Below are 20,547 nucleotides of genomic sequence, written 5' to 3'. Positions count from 1 at the left end.
TGACGCGCGGCTGCCGCGCCTCACGCCAGCAGGGTCAGCACAATCCAGCCGACGACGGCCGCGGGCAACATCGCGTCGATGCGATCCATGATTCCACCGTGACCGGGCAGCAGCGTGCCCATGTCCTTGATCCCGAGGTCACGCTTGATCTGCGATTCGACCAGGTCGCCGAGCACGCCGGTGATGACCAGCAGCAAGCCCAGCGGCGCGCCCACCCACGCGGGCTTGTCCAGCAGAAACACCACCGAAAAAACGGCGGCGGCGATACCGAACAACAGCGAACCGCCGAGACCCTCCCAGGACTTCTTGGGGCTGATCGCCGGCGCCAGCAGATGCTTGCCGAACAGGACGCCAGCGACATAGCCACCGATGTCGGCGAAGACGACCGTCACGATGATGATGAACACCCGGACTCCGCCGTGATCGGCGAAGATGAGTAGCGCGGTGAACGCCGCGAACAACGGCACCCACGTGGCAAGCAGGACCGTCGCGGCGATATCGCGCAGGTAATTCACCGGTTGCTGGTCCAGCCCCTGACCGACCAGACGCCACACCATGCAGACGACGATCGTCCCGCCGTAGGCACCCAGCAGTCCGAGCGCGCCGAACGGCCAGGTCAGCCAGATCATCGCCTGACCACCGAGTAACAGCGGGACGGTGGGCAGCGCGTAACCCTGTTCGCTCAGCCGCCGGATCACCTCGTGAGTGGCGATGGCGATGGCCACCGCGAGCAACGGCAGCCACCACATCGGCGCGAACAGGAGCGTACCGATCGCCATGGCGCCGAGGACGGCGCCGACGGCGATGGCGGCCGGAAGGTTACGGCCGGCCCGGGACTGTTTTTTCTGCGGTTCTCCGACCGGTGCGTTTGTCACGAAAGGTATTTGCTGATCGGCCTCTAGACCTCCAGCAGTTCGCCTTCCTTGTGCTTGACCAGGTCATCGATCTGGCTGGTGTAGGTGTGGGTGGACTTGTCGAGGTCCTTCTCGGCCCGCCCGACCTCGTCCTCGCCGGCCTCGCCGTCCTTCTTGATCCGGCTGAGCTCCTCCATGGCCTTGCGGCGGATGTTGCGCACCGACACCTTGGCGTCCTCGCCCTTGGACTTGGCCTGTTTGACCAGGTCGCGGCGGCGTTCCTCAGTGAGCTGCGGGATGGAGATCCGGATGATGCTGCCGTCGTTGGTCGGGTTGACCCCGAGGTCGGAGTTGCGGATCGCGTCCTCGATCGGCTTGAGCTGTCCCGCCTCGTAGGGCTTGATGACGACCATGCGCGCCTCGGGGACGTTGATGCTCGCCATCTGCGTGATCGGCGTCATCGACCCGTAGTAGTCGATATTGATGCGGGAGAACATGCCCGGATTGGCCCGGCCGGTCCGAATGGCGGACAGGTCGTCACGGGCCACACTCACGGCCTTTTCCATCTTCTCTTCAGCGTCGAAGAGAGTTTCGTCGATCACGTCGGCTTCTCCCGTTTCCCGTTCAGGTGGTGACCAGTGTTCCGATCTTCTCACCCGCCACCGCGCGGGCGATATTGCCTTCGGTGAGCAGGTTGAACACCAGCATCGGCATCCGGTTGTCCATGCACAAACTGAAGGCGGTGGCATCGGCGACCCGCAGGCCGCGATCGATGACCTCGCGATGGCTGACCTCGGTGAGAAGCTCGGCGTTCGGATCCTCGCGCGGGTCGGCGGTGTAGACGCCGTCGACGGCCTTGGCCATCAGCACCACCTCGGCCCCGATTTCCAGAGCCCGCTGCGCGGCGGTGGTGTCAGTGGAGAAGTACGGGAGGCCCATGCCGGCACCGAAGATGACGACGCGGCCCTTTTCCAGGTGCCGCACGGCCCGCAACGGGATGTACGGCTCGGCGACCTGCCCCATGGTGATGGCGGTCTGCACGCGGGTATCGATGCCCTCTTTCTGCAGGAAGTCCTGCAGCGCAAGGCTGTTCATCACGGTTCCGAGCATGCCCATGTAGTCGCTGCGCGTGCGTTCCATGCCGCGCTGCTGCAGTTGGGCGCCACGGAAGAAGTTGCCGCCGCCGATCACGACCGCGACCTGGACGCCGCTGCGCACCACTGCGGCGATCTGGCGGGCAACCTGGTGCACGACGTCGGGGTCGAGGCCGACCTGGCCACCGCCGAACATCTCTCCGCCAAGCTTCAGCAGAACCCTCGTGTAGAAGGGACGAATGGGTGCTGCGCCCTCGCCGGCGATATTCGGATCCGCCATCGGTCTCCTCGGCACTCCTCGCATGTAGAGAGCCACCCGGGTTACCCCTGGACGGCCTCTCCATCCTGCCTTATGGCGGGCAACACACCTAGTGGGGGGAGCCTTCGCGGACCGAGTGTCGCCGGCGGGCGCAGGTCAACCGGCAACTACCCCAGGTGCGCCTGAAGCAACCAGGCCGCCACCGACTTGCGGTCATTGCCCTCGTCGCGGATGTCCATCCCGGCGAAATCGGCGAAGGTGGCGAATTCGGCAGGCACGTGGGCGTGGATGCGGGCCGGCCGGACATCGTCGATCACCCAGTACTTACCGACGACCTCGCGCAATTCGACCTCGGTGACCGGATTGGCCGGCCCCGTATCACCCATCGTCCCCTTGTCGAACACCAGCACGAAGTAGGAGGCGCCGGGTGCAGCGGCCCGGACGATCGACTGCTGGTAGCCCTCACGAAGTTCCACCGGCATGGAGTGGAACAACGTGCTGTCGACGATCGTGCCGAAGCGGCCGTCGTAGCCGGTGAACGCGCTGATGTCGGCGACTTCGAAGGTGGCGTTGGTCAGCCCCCGCTTGGCGGCCTCGGCCCGGGCCATGTCGATGGCGGTGGCCGACTGGTCCAGCCCGACCGTGGTGAACCCCCGCTCTGCCAGGTCCAGCGCGGTGGCCGCCTCACCACAGCCGGCGTCGAGGACGTCGCCGTGGAACTTGCCTTCGGCGATCAGTGCCGCAATCTCGGGCTGCGGTTCGCCGATACTCCACGGCGGGCGCACCCCGGCGAACTCGGGAGCCTCACCGCGGTAAGCCGATTCGAACATTGCATCTGACATTTCGCTTGGTGTGGTCATACGTCCGGTATATCAACGTGGTTGATATGTGTCAATATGCTTGATATGAACTCCGAAACGGGGGGCACCCTCGAGGAGCAGCCACTCGGATACCTGATGTACCGCGTCGTCGCGGTGCTGCAGCCGAAGGTCACCGCGCAGCTGCAGCCACTCGGACTCACGCTGCCCGAATTCGTCTGCCTGCGAGTGCTGTCTCTGTTTCCCGGCCAGTCCAACGCCGAGCTCGCCCGCCACACCAACGTCTCACCGCAGGCCATGAACAACGTGCTGCGCGGCCTGCAGGACCGCGATGCGGTACGCAGACCCGCCACCGTCAATTCGGGACGGGCACTCCCGGCCGAACTGACGGCCGAGGGAGCCGAATTGCTCAAACGCGCCGAAGCGGCAGTGCTCGCCGCCGAGGACAATGTGCTCGACCGGCTCGACCCCCTGCAGCGACGCGAACTCAAGCGACTCCTGGCCCAGGCGGTGATCTGAGGGGCGCGCGTGGCGCGCCGAACGGCCGCGCAGTCGGTAATGTCCCAGGCGCATGAAGATCGTTCTGGCCCCGGACTCGTTCAAGGAGTCGATGACCGCGTCGCAAGCGGTGGCAGCGATGCGCGAGGGCATCCGGTCGGTACTGCCCGACGCCGAGTGCATCGGGGTACCGATGGCCGACGGCGGCGAAGGGACGGTAGACGCCGTCGTCGACGCGCTCGGCGGAGACCGCGTCACGGTCGAGGTCAGCGATCCACTGGGTCGGCCGGTCCGCGCCACCTATGGCTACATCGCCGAGCGCCGCCTGGCCGTGATCGAGATGGCCAGCGCCTCGGGCCTGGAGCTGGTGGCTCCGGCGGATCGAGACATCCTGCGCGCCAGCACGTTCGGGGTAGGCCAGCTGATCATCGCGGCGCTGGACCACGGCGCGGCCGAGCTGCTGATCGGGATCGGTGGATCGGCGACGAATGACGGCGGGGCCGGCATGCTCACCGCCCTCGGCGTCTCCTTCACCGACGCCGCGGGTGCCGCACTACCGCCGGGCGGCGCGGCCCTCGCCCGGCTCCGGCACATCGATGTCTCGGGTCTGGATCTCCGACTGGCTGACACTCACATCCGGATTGCGTCCGACGTCACCGCACCGCTGCTCGGAACCGGTGGTGCCAGTGCAGTTTTCGGCCCGCAGAAGGGTGCCACACCTGACGACGTCGAGATTCTCGAAGCCGCGCTGACCCGCCTGGTCGCGGTGACCGGCGCTGCGCTCGGTCACGCCCGGCCTGACCGTCCCGGCTCTGGTGCCGCCGGCGGCCTGGGCTTCGGCCTGATGGAATTCCTTGCCGCCGAATGTGCGCCGGGTGTCGACGTGATCGCCCAAGCCGTGGGACTGGAACAGTCGCTGGCCGGGGCGGCCTGGGTGTTCACCGGCGAAGGCAGCGTGGACGCCCAGACCATGTTGGGCAAGACACCGTTCGGTGTCGCCCGGGTAGCCGTGCGTACCGGTGCGCGGGTGGTGATATTCGCCGGCCGGGTGGCGGCCGACGCCGATGTACTGCTGGCCAACGGCGTCGAGAAACTGGTGGCCATCACCGCACCGGGCACTCCGCTGGATCAGGCCTTACGTGACGGCCCGGCCGCGTTGGCCCGTGCGGCCGCTGCCGTCTGCCGCACTCTCTAGCCCGAGCAGTCCCCCGCAAGCGGGAGGGAATCAGAGGATGGCGGCCGCGATGATCAGGCCGAAGGCCAGATAGGAAGCCGTGACGACCAGGACCTGCGGGGTGAACTTCTCGGAGGCCAGAACGCCGCCGATGTCGATCCCCTTGATCGCACCGACCAGCCGGACCGAGAACGCCTGGGCCGCAATGCCCAACAGACCGAACACCAGGGTGGTGATCAGACCTTGGATCAGGTCACCCGACGAGCTGTAGATGGCCAGCACGATGATCAACGCCATCGAGACCACGCCGGACGCCGCAATCGCAGCGGCGTTGGGGCGCCCGGCCTGCACCAGGGCCCGCAACGGTCCCGGCGTGGTCCAGTCGATCACGTAGAAACCCAGGATCAACAGCGCCACACCGACAATCGAGTACAGCACGATCGCCGACACCCCGTGACCGAGGACCGACCAGTAATCGGGGCCGAGCGCAACCAGAGTGGTTGTCATAGGGGTTATTCCTTCCAGGTCACAGCGGGATGCGGTGTGGCACAAAGGCAGCGCCGTTGTCGGTGACGAGACCGGAGGTCTCGCGGATCCCGAGTCCGGCGGATTCGTCGCCGACGATCCAGGCGCCCAATGCGGGACGCATGTCGTCGAATTGCGGTAGCGGATCGAGCAACTGGTACACGTAGCCCTCTTCGCCGTACACGCCGCCCGTCTCGGTCTCGTACCCGGCGCCCACGATGGTGATGTTGGCGCCCTCACGTCCCAATTTGGGTTTGCGCACGTAGTCGGTCAGCTCGTGCGGGTCATCGACGTAGGCGGGCAACAGGTTCGGGTGCCCGGGATACATCTCCCACAGCACCGCGAGGATCGCCTTGTTACTCAGCAGCGTCTTCCACAGCGGCTCCACCCACATGGTGGCAGGCAGCTGTTCGACCGCCCGGCGGCCGAAATCGTCGTCGAGCATCCACTCCCACGGGTAGAGCTTGAAGATCGACGCCATGGGGGCTTCCTCGAGGTCGACGAATCGGTCGAGATCCGGGTCGAACCCGATGTCCTCGATCGCCAGACCCACGGTGCGCAGCCCGGCCTCGGCCGCACACTCCTGGAGGTAGGCCACGGTCACGTGATCCTCACCGCTGAGTTCGGCCCCCGACCAGGTGAAGTACGTCTCCGGTCCCGGAAGCCGGTCCCTGATCTCAGCCCAGCGGGCAACCAGCTTCTCGTGCAACGAGTTCCACTGATCGTCGGCCGGGTACACGTCGGTCTTCCAGTGCCATTGCAGGATCGCCGCTTCCAGCAGTGTGGTCGGCGTGTCGGCGTTGTACTCCAGCAGCACCGGCGGCCTGCGGCCGTCGTAGCGTAGGTCGAACCGGCCGTACAGGTGCGGATCACTGCGCCGCCAGGACTTCTCGATGTGCTCCCAGCTCCATTCGGGAAGCCCGAAGTCGCGGTAGCGCCCGGTCAGTACGACGTGCTCGACGGCCTCAAGGCACATCGAGTGCAGCACCTCCACTGAGGCCTCGATCGAGAGCACCTCGTCCATGTCGAAGACGTAGTGCACCGATTCGTCCCAGTACGGACGGTCGGCACCGGTCGCGTCGCGCGCCGGAGTCCCGTAACACATCCCCTGGTCGGCGACGATCTGTTCCCAGCCGGCCCGCGGGGAACTACGTTGACGGCGCATTCAGCTTCCCGAGCTTTTGCCGTAGCTCGACGACGAACCGAAGCCGCCGCGCGAGATCGACGTCCCAGACTTGGTCTTGGCCGTGGTGCCCTTGGGCTGTTCGATGGTCCCGCCCCGGGCAATGGTGCCCACCCCGCCGTTGTTGCCGCCGTAGTAGTACCGGTACGGCGAGCCCAGGTAGATGAACGTGCCCCCGGAACCGCTGTGTCCACTGGAGCAATACGAATCGGGCACCACCTCGTTGGTGCCCTCCTTGACGCACGACGCCGCGATTTCCTCTTTGTGCAGCAGGTGGTAGCCGAGCGCGACCACGCCCACCACGCCCACCACGGCCACCGACCCCATCAGGATCTTGCCGTTCCTGGCCTTGCGGTCCTGGGCCTTCTGTTCCTGCAGGGCCGCGAACTGCGCGGCCACCTCGCGGGCCTTCTGGGCCTTGTCGCGTTGACGTGCCTCGGCCACGGTCGGTGGCCGCGGCGTGGCGGTAGCCGGATCCTGCCAACGTATCGATCCCCGACCGTCCTGGCTCCACTGGTCGTCTGGCCCAGACGTCATTCCCACCCCCGCAAACTCTGACACCTGCCGGTCATCATAGGAGGACGCTGCCAGTTGCGTGTCCAGCACCTGACCAAAACCGGCGCGCGAAGGCGGGGCCGCACCTCTGTACCAGCGCCCGGGGTGCGCAAAAACCGGCTATTTCACCGCTTTTCGCGCCCGTTTGCGCGGGGCCGCGGGGGCCGGATCCTGAATGCGCGGCCAAGGCCTGGCCTCCTCGAGCTCGTAGGCCAGCTCCAGCAGCAGGGCTTCCCGGCCCCGGGTCGCCGACAGCATCATGCCCACCGGCAGGCCGGTGTCGGTCTGGGCCAGCGGCAGCGAGATGGCCGGATCCCCGGTGGCGTTCTGCAACGGGGTGAACGCCACCCACCCCAGCAGACGGTCGATGATCTGCTCGTAGTCCGCCGTCGGGTCGAGACGGCCGATCTCGAGGGTGGGCTCGGCCAGGGTCGGCATGAGCACCGCGTCATAGCTGTTGGACAGACGCTCGGTGATCCGCCGCGACCGCGCCAGCCGGACGATCGCCGGAGGGACCCGATGCAAGTTGCGCGAGGCGAGCCGGTCCAGCCCGAGCGTCAGGCTGTCGAGCTTGTCGCGGTCGAAACTCGGGCCGAAGGACCGCTTCCCGCCGCGTACGAGCGCGTACGCCAGGAACGCCCAGTACAGCAGGAAATCATCCTTGAACCGGGCCGGGACCGGGTTGCCGATCACGGTGATCTGGTGGCCGAGTTCCTCGAGGAGCGCGGCGGTCTTGTGCGTCAGCTCGGTCATCTCCGGACCGGCATCGTGCACGATGGACTGCGTGCACACCGCGATGCGCAGGCGCTGTTTGCCCGGGCGGCTGACATCGCCGATCGGCGGCAGCTTGGGATTGCGGTAGACGCGTTCCATCTCCCGAAGCAGCGCGGCGGTGTCACGCACCGATCGGGTGAGCACCCCGTCGGACACGATCCGCAACGGCATCATCCGCATGTCCTTGTCCTGCGGAAGCCGGCCCCGGGTGGGCTTGAGGCCGACCAACCCGTTGCAGGCGGCCGGGATCCGGATCGACCCGCCCCCGTCGTTGGCGTGGGCGATGGGAACCACCCCCGCTGCGACGAACGCACCGGAGCCCGAGGACGACGCACCCGCGGTGAAGGCGGGATTCCACGGGTTGCGGACCGGCCCGAGCCGCGGATGCTCACACGACGCACTGAAACCGAACTCCGAGAGCCGGGTCTTGCCCAGCGGTACCAGACCCGTGGCCAGGTAGGCGCGGGCGAAGTCACCGTTGGCCGTTTCGGGCCGGGGTTCCCACGCGTCGGTACCGCGCATGGTCGGCATGCCCTGGACCGCGGCGTTGTCCTTGACGAAGGTCGGGACACCGTCGAAGAACCCGCCGTAGCGGCTGGGGGCCGCGCCCCGGGCATGGGCCCGATCGAAGGCTTCGAACGCCAGACCGTTGAGGGTGGGATTGACCGCCTCGACCCGCGCGACGGCGGCCTCGATCAGGTCGGCTGCCGATACCCGGCCGGCCCGCAGTTCCTCTACCAGGCCGACGGCATCGTGCTCGCCGAGGGCATCGTCGCCGAAGGCGCTCAGGCGGGTCGGGGCATTTCGCGCTGGGCGCGGACCGCTAGTCACGCTGTGACGCTAGCAAGCCGACATCACTGCGCCCGAGCCACGCTCTGCAGCGCGGCCAGATGCTCGTCGACTGTCCGCAGTCCGGCACCCATGGTGTTCACCGTGACGTGGGTGGCTCCGGCGTCGGCCCATGCCGCGATGTCGGCTGCGGTCTGGTCCGGATCGCCGGCCCAGCCCACTCGCCCCTCCATCCCGATGGTCGCCGGGTCGCGGTCTGCGGAAACGGCGGCGCGCTCGACCCGGGCCCGGGCATCGTCGAGCTCCGGGCCGGGTCCGATCATGGGGAACCAGCCGTCGCCCAGCCGCCCGGCCCGCTCCAACGCCCGGGCGGAGGCCGCTCCGAACCACACCGGGATCGGGCGCTGCACGGGTAACGGCGCCAGGCCGGCACCGGTCACCCGGTGGTAACGGCCCTCGAACGTGACCGACGATTCGGTCCACAGCCGGCGCATCAGCTCAACCTGCTCCTCGGACCGCTTGCCGCGGTTTCCGAAATCTTCGCCGAGCGCCTCGTACTCGACCGCATTCCAGCCCAACCCGACGCCCAGGCGCAGCTTCCCGCCGGTGAGCAGGTCAACCTCGGCCGCCTGTTTGGCCACCAGTACGGCTTGACGCTGCGGCAGGATGACCACCCCGGTTACCAACTCCAGCGAGGTGACGGCGGCCAGGTAACCGAACATCACCATCGGCTCGTGGAATGTGGTGTAGAGGTCGTAGGGCCCCGCCCAGTCCCGGTGGACGGCCGGATCGGCGCCGACGACGTGGTCGTAAGCCAGGATGTGGGTGAAGCCCAGCTCCTCGACACGCTGGCCGTAGGCGCGCACGGCTCCCGGATCTCCGCCGAGTTCCGTCTGCGGAAATACCACACCTACGCGCATGTCACCTCCAACACCATTGGTACCTGCCACACTCCCACATCGGCAAAGCCCCTAGCCCCTGCGAAAGCAACTACCCGGCACCGACCGCATCACGAATGAACAAAACCCCGCACTTTCCGGGATCGCCGGAATGAGCGCGGGGTTTTGCGGCGGGCGGTGGGTGTGCCGCCCGGGTCTTCTGGTGTGTTAGGCCTGACCGACCTCGAACCGCACGAAGCGGGTCACGGTGACCCCGGCGTCGTCCAGCAGTGCCTTGACGGTCTTCTTGTTGTCGGACACCGACGGCTGGTCCAGCAGCACGACGTCCTTGTAGTAGCCCGTGACGCGACCTTCGACGATCTTGGGCAGAGCCTGCTCGGGCTTGCCCTCTTCCTTCGCGGTCTCCTCGGCGATGCGACGCTCGTTGGCGACGATGTCCTCGGGCACGTCCTCACGGGTGAGGTACTTGGCCTTGAGCGCGGCGATCTGCAGAGCGACCGCGTGCGCGGCCTCCTTGCCCTTGTCCGCGTCCCCGGCCTGGTACTCGACCAGCACACCGACGGCCGGCGGCAGGTCCGCGGCACGCTTGTGCAGGTAGGTCTCGACCGTGCCGTCGAAGTAGGCGGCCCGACGCAGCTCGAGCTTCTCGCCGATCTTGGCGCTCAGGTCAGCGATGGCCTGCTCGACGGTGGTATCCCCGACCTTCGCGGCCTTGAGGGCATCCACGTCGCCGGCCTTCGCAGCGGCGGCAGCCGCGACGACCTGCTCGGCGAGCTCCTGGAATTCGGCGTTCTTGGCGACGAAGTCGGTCTCGGAGTTCAACTCGATCAGCGCGCCGTCCTTGGCCACGACCAGGCCCTCGGCAGTGGCGCGCTCAGCGCGCTTGCCGACGTCCTTGGCGCCCTTGATACGGAGCAGCTCGACAGCCTTGTCGAAGTCGCCGCCGGCCTCGACCAGAGCGTTCTTCGAGTCGAGCATGCCGGCGCCAGTCAGCTCCCGCAGTCGCTTGACGTCGGCAGCGGTGTAGTTAGCCATTTAAGACTTCTCCTGGAATTACGAAGCGTCAGTGGATGTTTCGGGTGCAGCAGCGGCCTCGCCCTCGGGGGTACCGGCAGTGGCACCGGCCAGCAGCTCCTGCTCCCACTCGGCGAGCGGCTCGACACCCGCGGCGTCCTGCTTCTCACCGGCACCTTGGCCGGCGCGAGCCTGCAGGCCCTCGGCCACCGCGGAGGCGACGACCTTGGTCAGCAGGGCGGCCGAACGGATCGCGTCGTCGTTGCCCGGGATCGGGTAGTTGACCTGATCGGGATCGCAGTTGGTGTCCAGGATCGCGATGACCGGGATGCCCAGCTTGATGGCCTCATTGACCGCCAGGTGCTCCTTGTTGGTATCGACGACCCAGATGGCCGACGGCACCTTGGCCATGTCACGGATACCGCCGAGGCTGCGCTCAAGCTTGTTCTTCTCACGCGTGAGCATGAGGATTTCCTTCTTGGTGCGACCCTCGAAGCCACCGGTCTGCTCCATGGCCTCGAGCTCCTTCATACGCTGAAGGCGCTTGTGCACGGTGGAGAAGTTGGTGAGCATGCCGCCCAGCCAGCGCTGGTTCACGTAGGGCATGCCGACGCGGGTGGCCTCTTCGGCGATGGACTCCTGCGCCTGCTTCTTGGTGCCGACGAACAGGACGGTGCCACCGTGGGCGACCGTCTCCTTGACGAACTCGTACGCCTGGTCGATGTAGGTCAGCGTCTGCTGCAGGTCGATGATGTAGATGCCATTGCGGTCGGTGAAGATGAACCGCTTCATCTTGGGGTTCCAGCGACGGGTCTGATGCCCGAAGTGAGCGCCGCTGTCAAGCAGCTGCTTCATGGTTACAACAGCCATGAGTTGGTGGTTCCTTTATGTCGGTTGTCGCCCGGCGTCGGGTGATGCCAGGCCCTGGTGCCCACTGGTTGCCGAACCCGATCTGGGAAATCCCAGGTCAGGACCGTCGGCACCCGTGTACGACCCCATGGCGGCAGTCGAATGCGCAGACACGCGAAGTCAGCCCGCAAGCGAGCTGCGGGTAGAAGTTTACACGCTGAACAGGGGTGCTTTTACCACGCAGCGAAGCCGGACGCATTCATCCACAACCCGGGTTTCGGGGCTTTCGCCCGCGCCGGGACGGCGCTGAACTGAGATGGTGAGGTTTGGCGCCGCCGTGCTGATGCTGGGATTGGCATCGTTCTGGCCGGTCACCGCCAACGCCGAGGGCTCGCGGCTGCATTGGCCGGTATCACCGCGACCGGCGGTGGCCAGGGGTTTCGACGCCCCCTCCCCCAATTGGAACCGCGGCCACCGCGGCGTCGATCTGGCGGCCACGCCTCAACAACCCATCTACGCCGCCGGCCCGGGCACCGTGGTCTTCGCCGGCGTGCTCGCCGGGCGTCCGGTGGTCTCGCTGGCCCACCCGGGTGGTTTACGCACGAGCTACGAACCAGTGCAGGCATCGGTGCGGCCCGGTCAGACCGTGAGTGACGGCCAGCTCCTCGGCACGGTATTGGCCGGCCATCCCGGATGTGGCGCGGCCGCGTGCCTGCACTGGGGTGCGATGTGGGGGGCGGCCGCCCGGGCCGACTACGTCGACCCGCTCGGGCTGCTGGCCGAGACCCCGATCCGGCTCAAACCGCTCCACCGGTGACAGTTTTGCGCACACTCACACCGCAGTCAGGGAGGCCTACTGTCGGAACCATGACCACCGCGTCGCGATCCCACCGCAACCGGCCCATGCGATTCGGTCTGCACACCGCGCTGCCCCGCGGCACGGACTTCGCCGAATTCGCCGTGACAGTCGAGGAATCCGGATTCGACGTACTGACCATTCCCGACCATCTGATCGGGTCACTGTCACCGTTCGCCGGCGCGGCAGCGGCGTGCGCGGTGACCACCCGACTGCACACCGGAACTCTGGTGCTCAACAACGATCTTCGGCACCCGGTCGACGTCGCGCGCGAAGCGGCGACGACGGCGGCACTGTCGGGCGGACGGTTCGAGCTGGGCCTGGGCGCGGGCCACATGAAATCCGAGTACGACGCCGCCGGCCTCAGGTTCGATTCCGCCGGCACGCGCGTGGACCGTCTGGTCGAGTCGGTCGAGGTGATCCGCCCGCTGCTCGCCGGCGAGCCGATCAACGTCGACGGGGCGCACTACTGTGTGCGCGCCGCTGCCGGCGAGCTGGTCGCGGCGCCAGACGTTGCCGTTCCACTGCTCGTCGGGGGCAACGGCACCCGGGTGTTGCGGTTGGCGGGGCGGGTGGCCGATATCGCCGGCCTGGCAGGTTTCAGTCACAACCACGACGCCACCGAAGTGCGGTTGACCCATTTCGATGCGGCGGGCCTGCAGGACCGCATCTCGGTTGTGCGCGAGGCGGCCGGTGATCGCTTCGAGGACATCGAACTGAACGCGCTCATCCAGTTCGTGGTGCCCACGGAGAACCCAGCGGAGGCGGTCGCGGAACTCGCCGCCCGGTTGGATACAGATCCGAAGCTGTTGCTGGAATCCCCGTTCGTACTGCTCGGCACGTATCAGCAGATGGCCGAGGCGTTGGTCGACCGTCAACACCGATTCGGCATCAGCTACTGGACGGTGTTCGACGAATGGCCCGGCCGCGAATCAGCTCTGCCGCACCTAGCCGAGGTGCTCAGGCTGCTGCGTTGATGTCCCGCAGGAATCCGCTGATCGCGGCGAGTACGACGTCCGGCTGATCACGCTGAACCCAGTGTCCGGCACCGCCAACGATTTTCAGCTGCGCATCCGGGATCAGCTCGGCAGCGGCGCGGGCTCGCGCGACGGGAACGCCGGGGTCTCGATCGCCGTGGATGACGAGGGCAGGGCACCTCACCTCCGACAGCCGCGACGTGTAGTCGGTGCGCAGCCGGTTCCACCCGACCTGGTCGCGTTGCCATTGTTCGAACGCGTCGAATCCGTCGGGTTGTGCTGCCGCAGCCATGATCTCGTCCATCAACGCGTCGGTCAGCTGCCGCGGATCCCTGATCAGCGCGTGCATGCTGCGGGTCATCGCGGCCCGGCTGGTGCCGACCCAATGGGTCACCGCGCCGAGCAGACCCGTGCGCACCATCGCCCAGGTGACCAGTTGACGGGCGCCCGACAGCGCTCCGTCCGACAGCCGCGGCATGATGCCGTAGCTGCCCAGCAGCATCGCGCCGGCCACCCGGTCCGGGCGGTCCAGCACGTGGCCGATCGTTATGCCGCCACCGAGCGACAGCCCGCCGATCACATAGCGGTCCAGCTCCATCCCGTCGACGAACTCCGCCACGTAGGCGACCAACCGGTCCTGGGTCACCGGCCGGTGCGCCGGCGGGCTCTGACCGTAGCCGGGGTGGTCCGGGGCGATAACGCGGTAACCCGCGTCGGCCAGTCGCGGGCCGATGTCGCCCCATGACAACGATGCGTTGTCCACGCCGCCGCCGTGCAGCAACACCACGGTCGAAACGGGATCGAGGGGTGCCCAGGTGAGATACGAGACAGGTCCGGATGGCAGGTCCACGATGGATCGGATTGCGCGTTCTCCTAAATCTTCCGTTCCGGGATGTCAGGCCCGTGGGTGGGCCTGGTCGTGCACTGCCCGCAGCCGTTCGACGGTGACGTGGGTGTAAAGCTGCGTGGTGGCCAACGAGGTGTGGCCCAGTAACTCCTGCACGATGCGTAGATCGGCGCCGCCTTCGAGCAGGTGGGTGGCAGCACTGTGCCGCAGCCCGTGCGGGCCGATGTCGGGGGCACCGTCGACGGCAGAGACGGTCTGGTGCACGACGGTGCGCGCCTGACGCGGATCGATCCGTTTACCGCGGGCCCCCAGCAGCAGTGCCGGACCGGAATCGGCAGTGGCCAGGGCGGGGCGGCCTTCGGTGAGCCATGCCGTCAACGCGACGTGCGCGGGCTCGCCGAACGGGACGGTGCGCTGCTTGTTGCCCTTGCCCAGCACCTGCAGCACCCGGCGTGAGGTGTCGATGTCGTCGATGTCCAGTCCGCACAACTCGCTGACCCGGATCCCGGTGGCATAGAGCATCTCCACGATCAGCCGGTCCCGCAGGGCCAGCGGATCACCTTCGCGCGCAGCGGAATTCATCGCCTCCATGGCGTCGATCGCCTGATCGCGACGCAACACCGCGGGCAGGGTGCGGTGCGCTTTGGGTACCTGTAACCGGGCCGCGACGTCCTCCGGCAGCAATCCCCGCCGAGCCGCCCAGGTACAGAAGGTCTTGACCGTCGAGGTGCGTCGCGCCAGCGTGGTCCGCGCTGCTCCGGTCGTGGCCTGGCCCGCCAGCCAGGACCGAAGCGCCGGCAGGGTCACGGTATCCAGGCCACCGCCGGTGAAGTCGAACAACGCCGACAGGTCACCGCGGTACGCCCGGCGGGTGTGCTCAGACCTGCCGCACTGCAGCGCCAGGTATTCGTCGAACTCGGCGAGCACATCCTGGACTGCGGGCACCGTGCCACGGTGGCAGAAGGACGCCCGCCCCGCACCCGACGCGCCGAGCCGCTACCGTCGCGTGACCATCACGGGTTCATCTCGTAGCGGCCGGCCAGTCCGCGCACACCTGCCACCACGCGATCCCGGCGGGCGGCGTCGGCCACGGGCTGCTTGACGATGTCGAGGGCGCGCTGCTGTTGCACGCCGGTGGCATCCGGATGGCAATGCAGCTTGGTCGCGTGCGTGGACATGTCGGTGACGAGCACCTCGAAGAGCTGGTCGATCAGATCGGTGTCGATCGCTTCGATCTCCGCCTGCTCCAGGATCAGCTGGGCGTATGGGATCAGGGTGAACATCTCACCGATCGCGAACAGGAAGTCCACGTTGCGTTGTTGATCGGCGGTGGGGGTCGCCACCGCCAGCAGGGTCTGCAACGCCAGGGCCTGGTCGAGGAAGACCGCGACATTCGGCGTCGACGAAGATCGGCGCAGCACCGACTGCCAGTCCCCGAACCTGATCTTCGCCAACCCACTGCTGGGCCCCTGCCGGAACAAGAAGTCGTCGTTGGTCGCATCCCGGCGCGTCGGAATCTCCGGCACCTCGGCCAGCAGCGACTTGAGTTGCGGAATATGTTGCGCCACAGGTGAACCAGCGATGGCACCCCCGGCCGCCCGCAGGCTTTGGGCAAGTGCGCTCACCAGCGGCGCCGGAGCCCGGCCCACGGGTAATGCGGACAGCGCCGCCAGCCCCGCATCGGATGCGCCGAACATGTAGTTCTGCATGAACTTCAGCGACAGCGCCATGTTGACGTGCACGGTGCCCTCCAGCCGCGGCAAGCCGGTGAGGCCCAGCAGCGCCATGGTGAAGTACATGTCGGATTCGAACGCCCGGGCCGCGATGGTGTCGGCGAGCAACGTCACGATCTTCTCGCCCTCGCGGGTGACGTTCATCTTCTCGATCGCGTTGAACAACAAGTAGCGCCGGTCGTCCGGGCTTGCGCTGCGCATGTAATCGATGGCCCGCTCGCTGTAGAGCTTCATCCCGATCAACCGGGCGTAGCCGTCGGCGAGCATGCGGCGGATCTGCGGGAACTCGGTGACCCGCTGGCCGAACAGCACGCGGTTCTCGGCGTGGGTGACGGCCTCGTACATCGCATGCTCACAGGCCCCGATCGCCCCGAATCCTAGGTTGAACTTGCCGATGTTGACCGTGTTGATCGCGGCGTTGAAGGCCGCCTTACCCTCATGCAGGATGTCGTCGGCACTGACCGGATAGTTCTCCAGGTCGAACGCCGCGACGTACATCTGGCCATCGACGACGTTCTTGCGCAGGTGGTAGTTCGAATGTTGGCTGTTGGCGGCGAAGAACAGGTATCCGTCGAAATCCTGCTCAGGACGGCGCCGGTCGAGGTCGGAACTGTCGATGATGGGTTTGTCGGAGCGACGGCCGAACACCGAGACCATGCCGGCCAGGTTGCCGTTGCCGATGTAGTACTTGCCACCGCTCGCCGCGTACGACCCGTCCGCATTCGGTGTCAGCACCATGTCGGTCGAGTAGACGTCGGCGCCGTGGGCCTGCTCGGACAGCCCGAAAGCGAAGATCTCCCCCGAATCCAGCAGGGCGGCCGCCTTCTTCCGCGCCGCCGCGTTCTCCGACTGCCAGATCGGGCCAAGCCCGAGGATCGTGACCTGCCAGACGTACCAGTACTGCATGCCGTAGAACCCGAGGATCTGGCTGTACATGGCGTTGCGCGCGGTATCCCAGCGTTTGTCGGGGTCGCCGTCGGCCTCCGATGCCGGGGTCAGGAACGTCGCGAAGATGCCCTCCCGCTTGACCAGGTCGAGAAAGTCGCTGTACCAGACCCGATCCCGGTCCTGCTGCTTGAGCCACCGCTTGCCGTGGGACTCGAAGAAGTCGATGGTGGCCCGGAAGATCTCCCGGGTTCTGGTGTCGAACTGGTCGAAGTCGGTCCGGTTCGGGTCGAACAGGACATCAGATCGTGCGGTCACGCCAAACTCCCTAGGTAGGACTGAGATTCGATGAGGCCCTCGTCGCTGGGCAGTTGCCCCTGCCCGAACACCCGCTCGTGCTGGCGGGCCCGCAGCTCGTGATGTGCATCGGCGGGTTTGGCGTAGCCGTAACGCTTGCGGCCCTCTTCGGGGCTGAGCACCTCGGTCGACCGCGGCGGTATGCCCATGATGTAAGGGCCCGCGATCGGCACCACGGACGGCGAAATGATCTTGGCCACCAAGAGCTTCAGCCGCGGCACGCGGTTGACCACGCCGAAACCGAGCTTGAGCACCGGCCGCACGGCCAGGTCCACCACGCGCGGCTGATCGAATCCACTGAGCCTGCGCATCCACCGCGGCATCGTGGCGATGGTGCCCGCACGGAGGAACCAGTTGAGAATCTCGACGGCCGGCTTCGCGATCCGCGGCGCGGGCGGCAGCACCACCTTGGCGTTGAGCAGGTGGTCCATCATCGCGCGGGCGGCCTCGCTGACGGCGAGGTGTGGCCGCATCTGCTCGAAGTACTCGTTGATGCCCTCGCGGGTCCGCGGGACGTCGGCCGGATCGCAGGTCTGGAACTCGGCCGCGCGGGCGCAGTCCTGCCAGTAGCGGGCCTCCTCCTCGGCCGTCAGCTTTCCGCCGCCGTACAGCTCGTAGGCCTTGAGCACCGAGTGCCAGCCGGTCAGCAGGATCCACAGCTGCGACTGGGGGTCGTTGGCGTCGTACTTGTTGCCGCTGAGCGGTTCGGTACCAATGGCTTTCGAGTGGACTTTCACCAGGACATCGGCGGCCTTGAGCACCGATTCGGTGTCGGCGAACGCGACCATCGCGAAGTAACGCACAGTCCGGTCGTAACGCGTGCGGGGCCGGTCGTAATTGGCGCCGGTGGTGTCGACCGCGGCGATCAGGGCGGGATCGAGTTCCTCGACCACCACGGCGCGCTGCAGTCCGATGATCGGCGTTGTCGCATGACCCCAGACCTTCCAGGTCACCGAATCCGGCCCGAAGAACCCATAGTCAGCCATCGGCTGGAGATCAGACATGCGATAACTCCTCTGTTCTGGATCAGGCGGTGCGAAACGCCCGATAGGTGGCCGATCCGATGAATTCACCCAATGTGGTTGGGGTCCAGTTCTTTCCGTCGTCGTGCAACAAGGTCCGCACCGCGCCTTCACAGGTGGACACGAACTGTTCGACCAGCACCGGCAGCTTCCTGTCGGCGTCGGTGGTGCCCCAACGTTCCAGCGTGGGCGCCAGCCGTCGGGAGACCTTGCCGACCATCAGCGCGCGACCGTTGCGGAAGTGTTTGGCCACGGCCGGATCCGGGTCGGCGCTCATCACGAGCCGCCAGGAATCGGGCCGGCCGGCGACCGTCTCAAGCAGCGCCTGGAAGCCCTCGACGAAGACGGCTTCGTCAGCGTCCGCGCGGCCGTAGGGCAGCGCATCGACCGCCCCCTGGACCAACAGCGCCAACTCCCGCTCGAGCAAGGCCCTCAGCAGTTCGACCCGATCGGGAAAGCACGAGTACACCACCGGGCGGGTGACCTTGAGTCGCTGAGCCACCGCGCCGATCGTGACCGCCGCGACCCCCTCGGACACCGCAATCGCCAGGGCCGCATCCAGCACCTGCGGGCGCCGCCGCTCGGGGCCCAGGTGGGCGGCCCGCCCGCGAACGGTTTCTACACTCATGAAGGAAAATACTACACGCATGAATATTCTTGGCGCCACCATCAATTACCTGGCGTTTTACCTGTTCAGAGTTTCAGCGCTACAGCGGCCCGAGCGTCACGGGATGACGGGAAGGGTCACCGCGGACGGGTGCTGCGCGTCATGCAGGACGGTCTGGTTGGCGGTGCGGACCTGGGTGTCCTGCCCGAACGGCGCGCCGGTGTTCGGGTTCGGCGCGAACTGCGGATAGTCGCTGCTGGAGATCTCCAGTCGGATGCGATCACCGGTGCCGAACTGGTAACTGGTCGGCCAGACCTGTATCTGGAAGGGATAGGGCTGCCCGGGCAGGATCGGAGTGGGGTTGGACAGCGAATCCCGAAACGCCGTCCGCACGATGCCGTTGTTGAGGTTGATCACCTGGCCGTCTGGTTTCACCACCGCAAGTTTGGCCGTGAAATCCGTATCGACGGCACTGGATTGGGCCCACAGCCGCACCGATACCGGCCCCGTCACCTCGGTGTCATGGTCGAGCGGTGGGCTGCTGTAGACCAGGACGTCGGAACGCTGTTCGACGGGGGTCTGGTCGTACGGGCCCTGTGGGCCACTCAGCGCGCCGCAGCATGAATGCCCGCCTGTGCTCGGCACCGGGAAAGCCGGGTCGTAGGTGTAGGTGTCGGCTGCCTGTGCACCGGGTGCGGCGGCCACGAGTTGGCCTTGGCGATCGGCGATTCCGCCCGGCCCGGACAGGTACATGGTCGTCCACTGGGTCTGCGGCAGTGGCCATTGCGTCGCCGACTTCCACTTGTTCGCCCCCATGAGGAAGTAGTCGACGCGGGGCTGACCGGTCGTGACCGGATTTCCGTCGGGAGCATCGGTGTCCTTGAGGAAGTGGTCGTACCAGGCCACCATCAGTTCATTGATCGGGCTGTTGCCGACCGCCCCGATACCGCGGAGCAGTGGAGCCGGTTCGGAGTCGGGCCGACCCCAGTTGACGTGGTCCCACGGACCGATGACCAGGCGCTGGTTGTCCCGGGCCGCCTGGGTGCCGCCGTGTGCGACCATGCCGGTGAAGTTCTCGACACCGCCGGCGAGAAAGGCGTCATACCAGCCTTCGAAGTCGAGGACGGGTACCCGCACCGAACCGTAGCGCTCCCTGATGCTGACCCGCTGCCAGAAGTCGTCACGAGTCGAATGCCGGATCCAGTCGAAATACCAGGGCGCGACAGCGGGGTTGCCCGGTTGTAGCGGCGGCACGTCTTTGAACGGCCGGAAGTTCATCCAGCGGGTGGGATCGGCCGCGGCCGCGGTCAATTGCGCTGCAGCGGCCTGATCGTGACGGTTCTCCGCGGCGGTCAACGCCAGCGAGCCGATGGCCCACGGCTGGACGAATGCCAGCCGGAATTGCCCTCCCTCATACGTCCATCCGTCGTAGTAGTCCGAGGCGGTGTTGGCCGGCGCGATCGTCACGAGATGTGGCGGAGCGGTGACTGCCGCCAACCACTGCGTGGCGCCGACATACGACGACCCGTACATGCCGACCTTGCCGCTGGACCCTGGCAGCGCCGCAGCCCACTCCACCGAGTCGTAGCCGTCGTCCATGTCGTGGGTGAACTCTTCGAAGACTCCGCCCGAGGCGCCCTGGCCACGGACGTCCTGAATGACCACCAGATAACAGTGCGACGCGAACCAATCCGGTGGCCGGTAGCGCGTCTCGGCCTGGGCGCCCGATTTTCCGTACTGGGTGCGCATCAGCAGCACCGGAACGGGACGGTCGATACGCGGCCGGTACACGTCGGCGCGCAGTACGGTGCCGTCGCGCATGGTCGCCGGCACATCCGTCTGTTCGGTCACCTGACACGGCCCGCGCCCCGCGGCGGGCGGAAACGGCTGCCGGGGCCCGCCGCCGCACCCACCGAGGACCAGCACGGCGACAGCCGCGATCGTCAAACCGCGAGCGACGACGGAGCGCACCCTTTGA

Annotated in this window: 21 protein-coding genes; 4 read left to right on the top strand and 17 right to left on the bottom strand. The window is 67.0% G+C overall.

The features are described 5' to 3' along the window. Window positions 1–20: 20 nt before the first annotated feature. The 4 genes from EYZ64_RS12230 to EYZ64_RS12215 all read right to left on the bottom strand — a co-directional run bounded on the left by EYZ64_RS12230 (window position 21) and on the right by EYZ64_RS12215 (window position 3,067). Window positions 21–875 carry a phosphatidate cytidylyltransferase gene (locus EYZ64_RS12230; protein WP_450068805.1) on the bottom strand — a complete coding sequence of 285 codons (855 nt, stop codon included), beginning with the start codon at window positions 873–875 and terminating at the stop codon, window positions 21–23. A gap of 23 nt (window positions 876–898) precedes the next feature. Further along, on the bottom strand, window positions 899–1,456 hold the full coding sequence (gene frr, locus EYZ64_RS12225; RefSeq protein ID WP_135453664.1) for a ribosome recycling factor: 558 nt from the start codon (window positions 1,454–1,456) through the stop codon (window positions 899–901). Window positions 1,457–1,478: 22 nt separating this feature from the next. Beyond that, window positions 1,479–2,228 (bottom strand): UMP kinase, encoded by a 750-nt coding sequence (gene pyrH, locus EYZ64_RS12220; RefSeq protein ID WP_135453663.1) that lies wholly within the window; start codon window positions 2,226–2,228, stop codon window positions 1,479–1,481. A 146-nt stretch (window positions 2,229–2,374) separates the two neighbouring features. Further along, entirely contained in the window at window positions 2,375–3,067 is a 693-nt protein-coding gene (locus EYZ64_RS12215) for a class I SAM-dependent methyltransferase (RefSeq protein ID WP_135453662.1), read from the bottom strand. A gap of 36 nt (window positions 3,068–3,103) precedes the next feature. Here EYZ64_RS12215 and EYZ64_RS12210 point away from each other — a divergent pair, with 36 nt between their 5' ends. Continuing rightward, window positions 3,104–3,544 (top strand): MarR family winged helix-turn-helix transcriptional regulator, encoded by a 441-nt coding sequence (locus EYZ64_RS12210; RefSeq protein ID WP_135453661.1) that lies wholly within the window; start codon window positions 3,104–3,106, stop codon window positions 3,542–3,544. Between the two features lie 52 nt (window positions 3,545–3,596). Further along, the gene (locus tag EYZ64_RS12205; protein ID WP_135453660.1) at window positions 3,597–4,718 is read left to right on the top strand and encodes a glycerate kinase; all 1,122 of its coding nucleotides are present in this window, start codon (window positions 3,597–3,599) and stop codon (window positions 4,716–4,718) included. A gap of 30 nt (window positions 4,719–4,748) precedes the next feature. Here EYZ64_RS12205 and EYZ64_RS12200 read toward each other — a convergent pair whose 3' ends face one another. The 7 genes from EYZ64_RS12200 to rpsB form a co-directional block, all read right to left on the bottom strand. Then, window positions 4,749–5,204, bottom strand: a complete 456-nt coding sequence (locus EYZ64_RS12200; RefSeq protein WP_135453659.1) for a DUF350 domain-containing protein — start codon at window positions 5,202–5,204, stop codon at window positions 4,749–4,751. 19 nt (window positions 5,205–5,223) lie between these two features. Next, window positions 5,224–6,387: a glutathionylspermidine synthase family protein gene (locus tag EYZ64_RS12195; protein ID WP_135453658.1), complete on the bottom strand. Its 1,164-nt coding sequence runs from the start codon at window positions 6,385–6,387 to the stop codon at window positions 5,224–5,226. Further along, complete coding sequence (locus EYZ64_RS12190; RefSeq protein WP_135453657.1) at window positions 6,388–6,942, bottom strand: hypothetical protein; 555 nt, start codon at window positions 6,940–6,942, stop codon at window positions 6,388–6,390. Between the two features lie 138 nt (window positions 6,943–7,080). After that, window positions 7,081–8,565, bottom strand: coding sequence for an amidase (locus EYZ64_RS12185; RefSeq protein ID WP_167857802.1), 1,485 nt, complete (start codon window positions 8,563–8,565; stop codon window positions 7,081–7,083). Window positions 8,566–8,588: 23 nt separating this feature from the next. Further along, on the bottom strand, window positions 8,589–9,443 hold the full coding sequence (locus tag EYZ64_RS12180; RefSeq protein WP_135453656.1) for an LLM class F420-dependent oxidoreductase: 855 nt from the start codon (window positions 9,441–9,443) through the stop codon (window positions 8,589–8,591). 186 nt (window positions 9,444–9,629) lie between these two features. Beyond that, window positions 9,630–10,457, bottom strand: a complete 828-nt coding sequence (gene tsf, locus EYZ64_RS12175) for a translation elongation factor Ts (protein ID WP_135453655.1) — start codon at window positions 10,455–10,457, stop codon at window positions 9,630–9,632. A gap of 18 nt (window positions 10,458–10,475) precedes the next feature. Continuing rightward, window positions 10,476–11,306: a 30S ribosomal protein S2 gene (gene rpsB / locus EYZ64_RS12170; RefSeq protein ID WP_135453654.1), complete on the bottom strand. Its 831-nt coding sequence runs from the start codon at window positions 11,304–11,306 to the stop codon at window positions 10,476–10,478. A gap of 295 nt (window positions 11,307–11,601) precedes the next feature. Here rpsB and EYZ64_RS12165 point away from each other — a divergent pair, with 295 nt between their 5' ends. After that, window positions 11,602–12,102: a M23 family metallopeptidase gene (locus EYZ64_RS12165; protein WP_135453653.1), complete on the top strand. Its 501-nt coding sequence runs from the start codon at window positions 11,602–11,604 to the stop codon at window positions 12,100–12,102. 50 nt (window positions 12,103–12,152) lie between these two features. After that, window positions 12,153–13,118 (top strand): LLM class F420-dependent oxidoreductase, encoded by a 966-nt coding sequence (locus EYZ64_RS12160; RefSeq protein ID WP_167857801.1) that lies wholly within the window; start codon window positions 12,153–12,155, stop codon window positions 13,116–13,118. Here the strand turns inward: EYZ64_RS12160 and EYZ64_RS12155 are convergent. The 6 genes from EYZ64_RS12155 to EYZ64_RS12130 form a co-directional block, all read right to left on the bottom strand. Further along, the gene (locus EYZ64_RS12155; RefSeq protein WP_286174813.1) at window positions 13,102–13,968 is read right to left on the bottom strand and encodes an alpha/beta fold hydrolase; all 867 of its coding nucleotides are present in this window, start codon (window positions 13,966–13,968) and stop codon (window positions 13,102–13,104) included. The two genes, EYZ64_RS12160 and EYZ64_RS12155, sit on opposite strands and share 17 nt — an antisense overlap. A 45-nt stretch (window positions 13,969–14,013) precedes the next feature. Then, window positions 14,014–14,910, bottom strand: a complete 897-nt coding sequence (locus EYZ64_RS12150; RefSeq protein ID WP_135453651.1) for a tyrosine recombinase XerC — start codon at window positions 14,908–14,910, stop codon at window positions 14,014–14,016. 68 nt (window positions 14,911–14,978) lie between these two features. Continuing rightward, window positions 14,979–16,901, bottom strand: a complete 1,923-nt coding sequence (locus EYZ64_RS12145; protein WP_135453650.1) for an acyl-CoA dehydrogenase family protein — start codon at window positions 16,899–16,901, stop codon at window positions 14,979–14,981. Further along, window positions 16,898–17,944 (bottom strand): oxygenase MpaB family protein, encoded by a 1,047-nt coding sequence (locus EYZ64_RS12140; protein WP_135453649.1) that lies wholly within the window; start codon window positions 17,942–17,944, stop codon window positions 16,898–16,900. The genes EYZ64_RS12145 and EYZ64_RS12140 overlap by 4 nt, the downstream gene beginning before the upstream one ends. 22 nt (window positions 17,945–17,966) lie before the next feature. After that, complete coding sequence (locus EYZ64_RS12135; RefSeq protein WP_135453648.1) at window positions 17,967–18,590, bottom strand: TetR/AcrR family transcriptional regulator; 624 nt, start codon at window positions 18,588–18,590, stop codon at window positions 17,967–17,969. Between the two features lie 96 nt (window positions 18,591–18,686). Continuing rightward, complete coding sequence (locus EYZ64_RS12130; protein ID WP_135453647.1) at window positions 18,687–20,540, bottom strand: CocE/NonD family hydrolase; 1,854 nt, start codon at window positions 20,538–20,540, stop codon at window positions 18,687–18,689. Window positions 20,541–20,547 lie beyond the last annotated feature (7 nt).

Source organism: Mycobacterium sp. DL99, assembly GCF_004762045.1.
Taxonomy (GTDB): domain Bacteria; phylum Actinomycetota; class Actinomycetes; order Mycobacteriales; family Mycobacteriaceae; genus Mycobacterium.
The sequence above is the reverse complement of the archived record's forward strand: the minus strand, read 5'-3'. Positions and strand labels throughout refer to the sequence as shown.

Bases quoted from the DNA above. Each gene is read 5' to 3' on its own strand.
- pyrH (WP_135453663.1), bottom strand. From the start codon at position 2,228: ATGGCGGATCCGAATATCGCCGGCGAGGGCGCAGCACCCATTCGTCCC.
- EYZ64_RS12215 (WP_135453662.1), bottom strand. From the start codon at position 3,067: ATGACCACACCAAGCGAAATGTCAGATGCAATGTTCGAATCGGCTTAC.
- EYZ64_RS12210 (WP_135453661.1), top strand. From the start codon at position 3,104: ATGCTTGATATGAACTCCGAAACGGGGGGCACCCTCGAGGAGCAGCCA.
- EYZ64_RS12205 (WP_135453660.1), top strand. From the start codon at position 3,597: ATGAAGATCGTTCTGGCCCCGGACTCGTTCAAGGAGTCGATGACCGCG.
- EYZ64_RS12200 (WP_135453659.1), bottom strand. From the start codon at position 5,204: ATGACAACCACTCTGGTTGCGCTCGGCCCCGATTACTGGTCGGTCCTC.
- EYZ64_RS12195 (WP_135453658.1), bottom strand. From the start codon at position 6,387: ATGCGCCGTCAACGTAGTTCCCCGCGGGCCGGCTGGGAACAGATCGTC.
- EYZ64_RS12190 (WP_135453657.1), bottom strand. From the start codon at position 6,942: ATGACGTCTGGGCCAGACGACCAGTGGAGCCAGGACGGTCGGGGATCG.
- EYZ64_RS12180 (WP_135453656.1), bottom strand. From the start codon at position 9,443: ATGCGCGTAGGTGTGGTATTTCCGCAGACGGAACTCGGCGGAGATCCG.
- tsf (WP_135453655.1), bottom strand. From the start codon at position 10,457: ATGGCTAACTACACCGCTGCCGACGTCAAGCGACTGCGGGAGCTGACT.
- rpsB (WP_135453654.1), bottom strand. From the start codon at position 11,306: ATGGCTGTTGTAACCATGAAGCAGCTGCTTGACAGCGGCGCTCACTTC.
- EYZ64_RS12165 (WP_135453653.1), top strand. From the start codon at position 11,602: ATGGTGAGGTTTGGCGCCGCCGTGCTGATGCTGGGATTGGCATCGTTC.
- EYZ64_RS12160 (WP_167857801.1), top strand. From the start codon at position 12,153: ATGACCACCGCGTCGCGATCCCACCGCAACCGGCCCATGCGATTCGGT.
- EYZ64_RS12140 (WP_135453649.1), bottom strand. From the start codon at position 17,944: ATGTCTGATCTCCAGCCGATGGCTGACTATGGGTTCTTCGGGCCGGAT.
- EYZ64_RS12135 (WP_135453648.1), bottom strand. From the start codon at position 18,590: ATGAGTGTAGAAACCGTTCGCGGGCGGGCCGCCCACCTGGGCCCCGAG.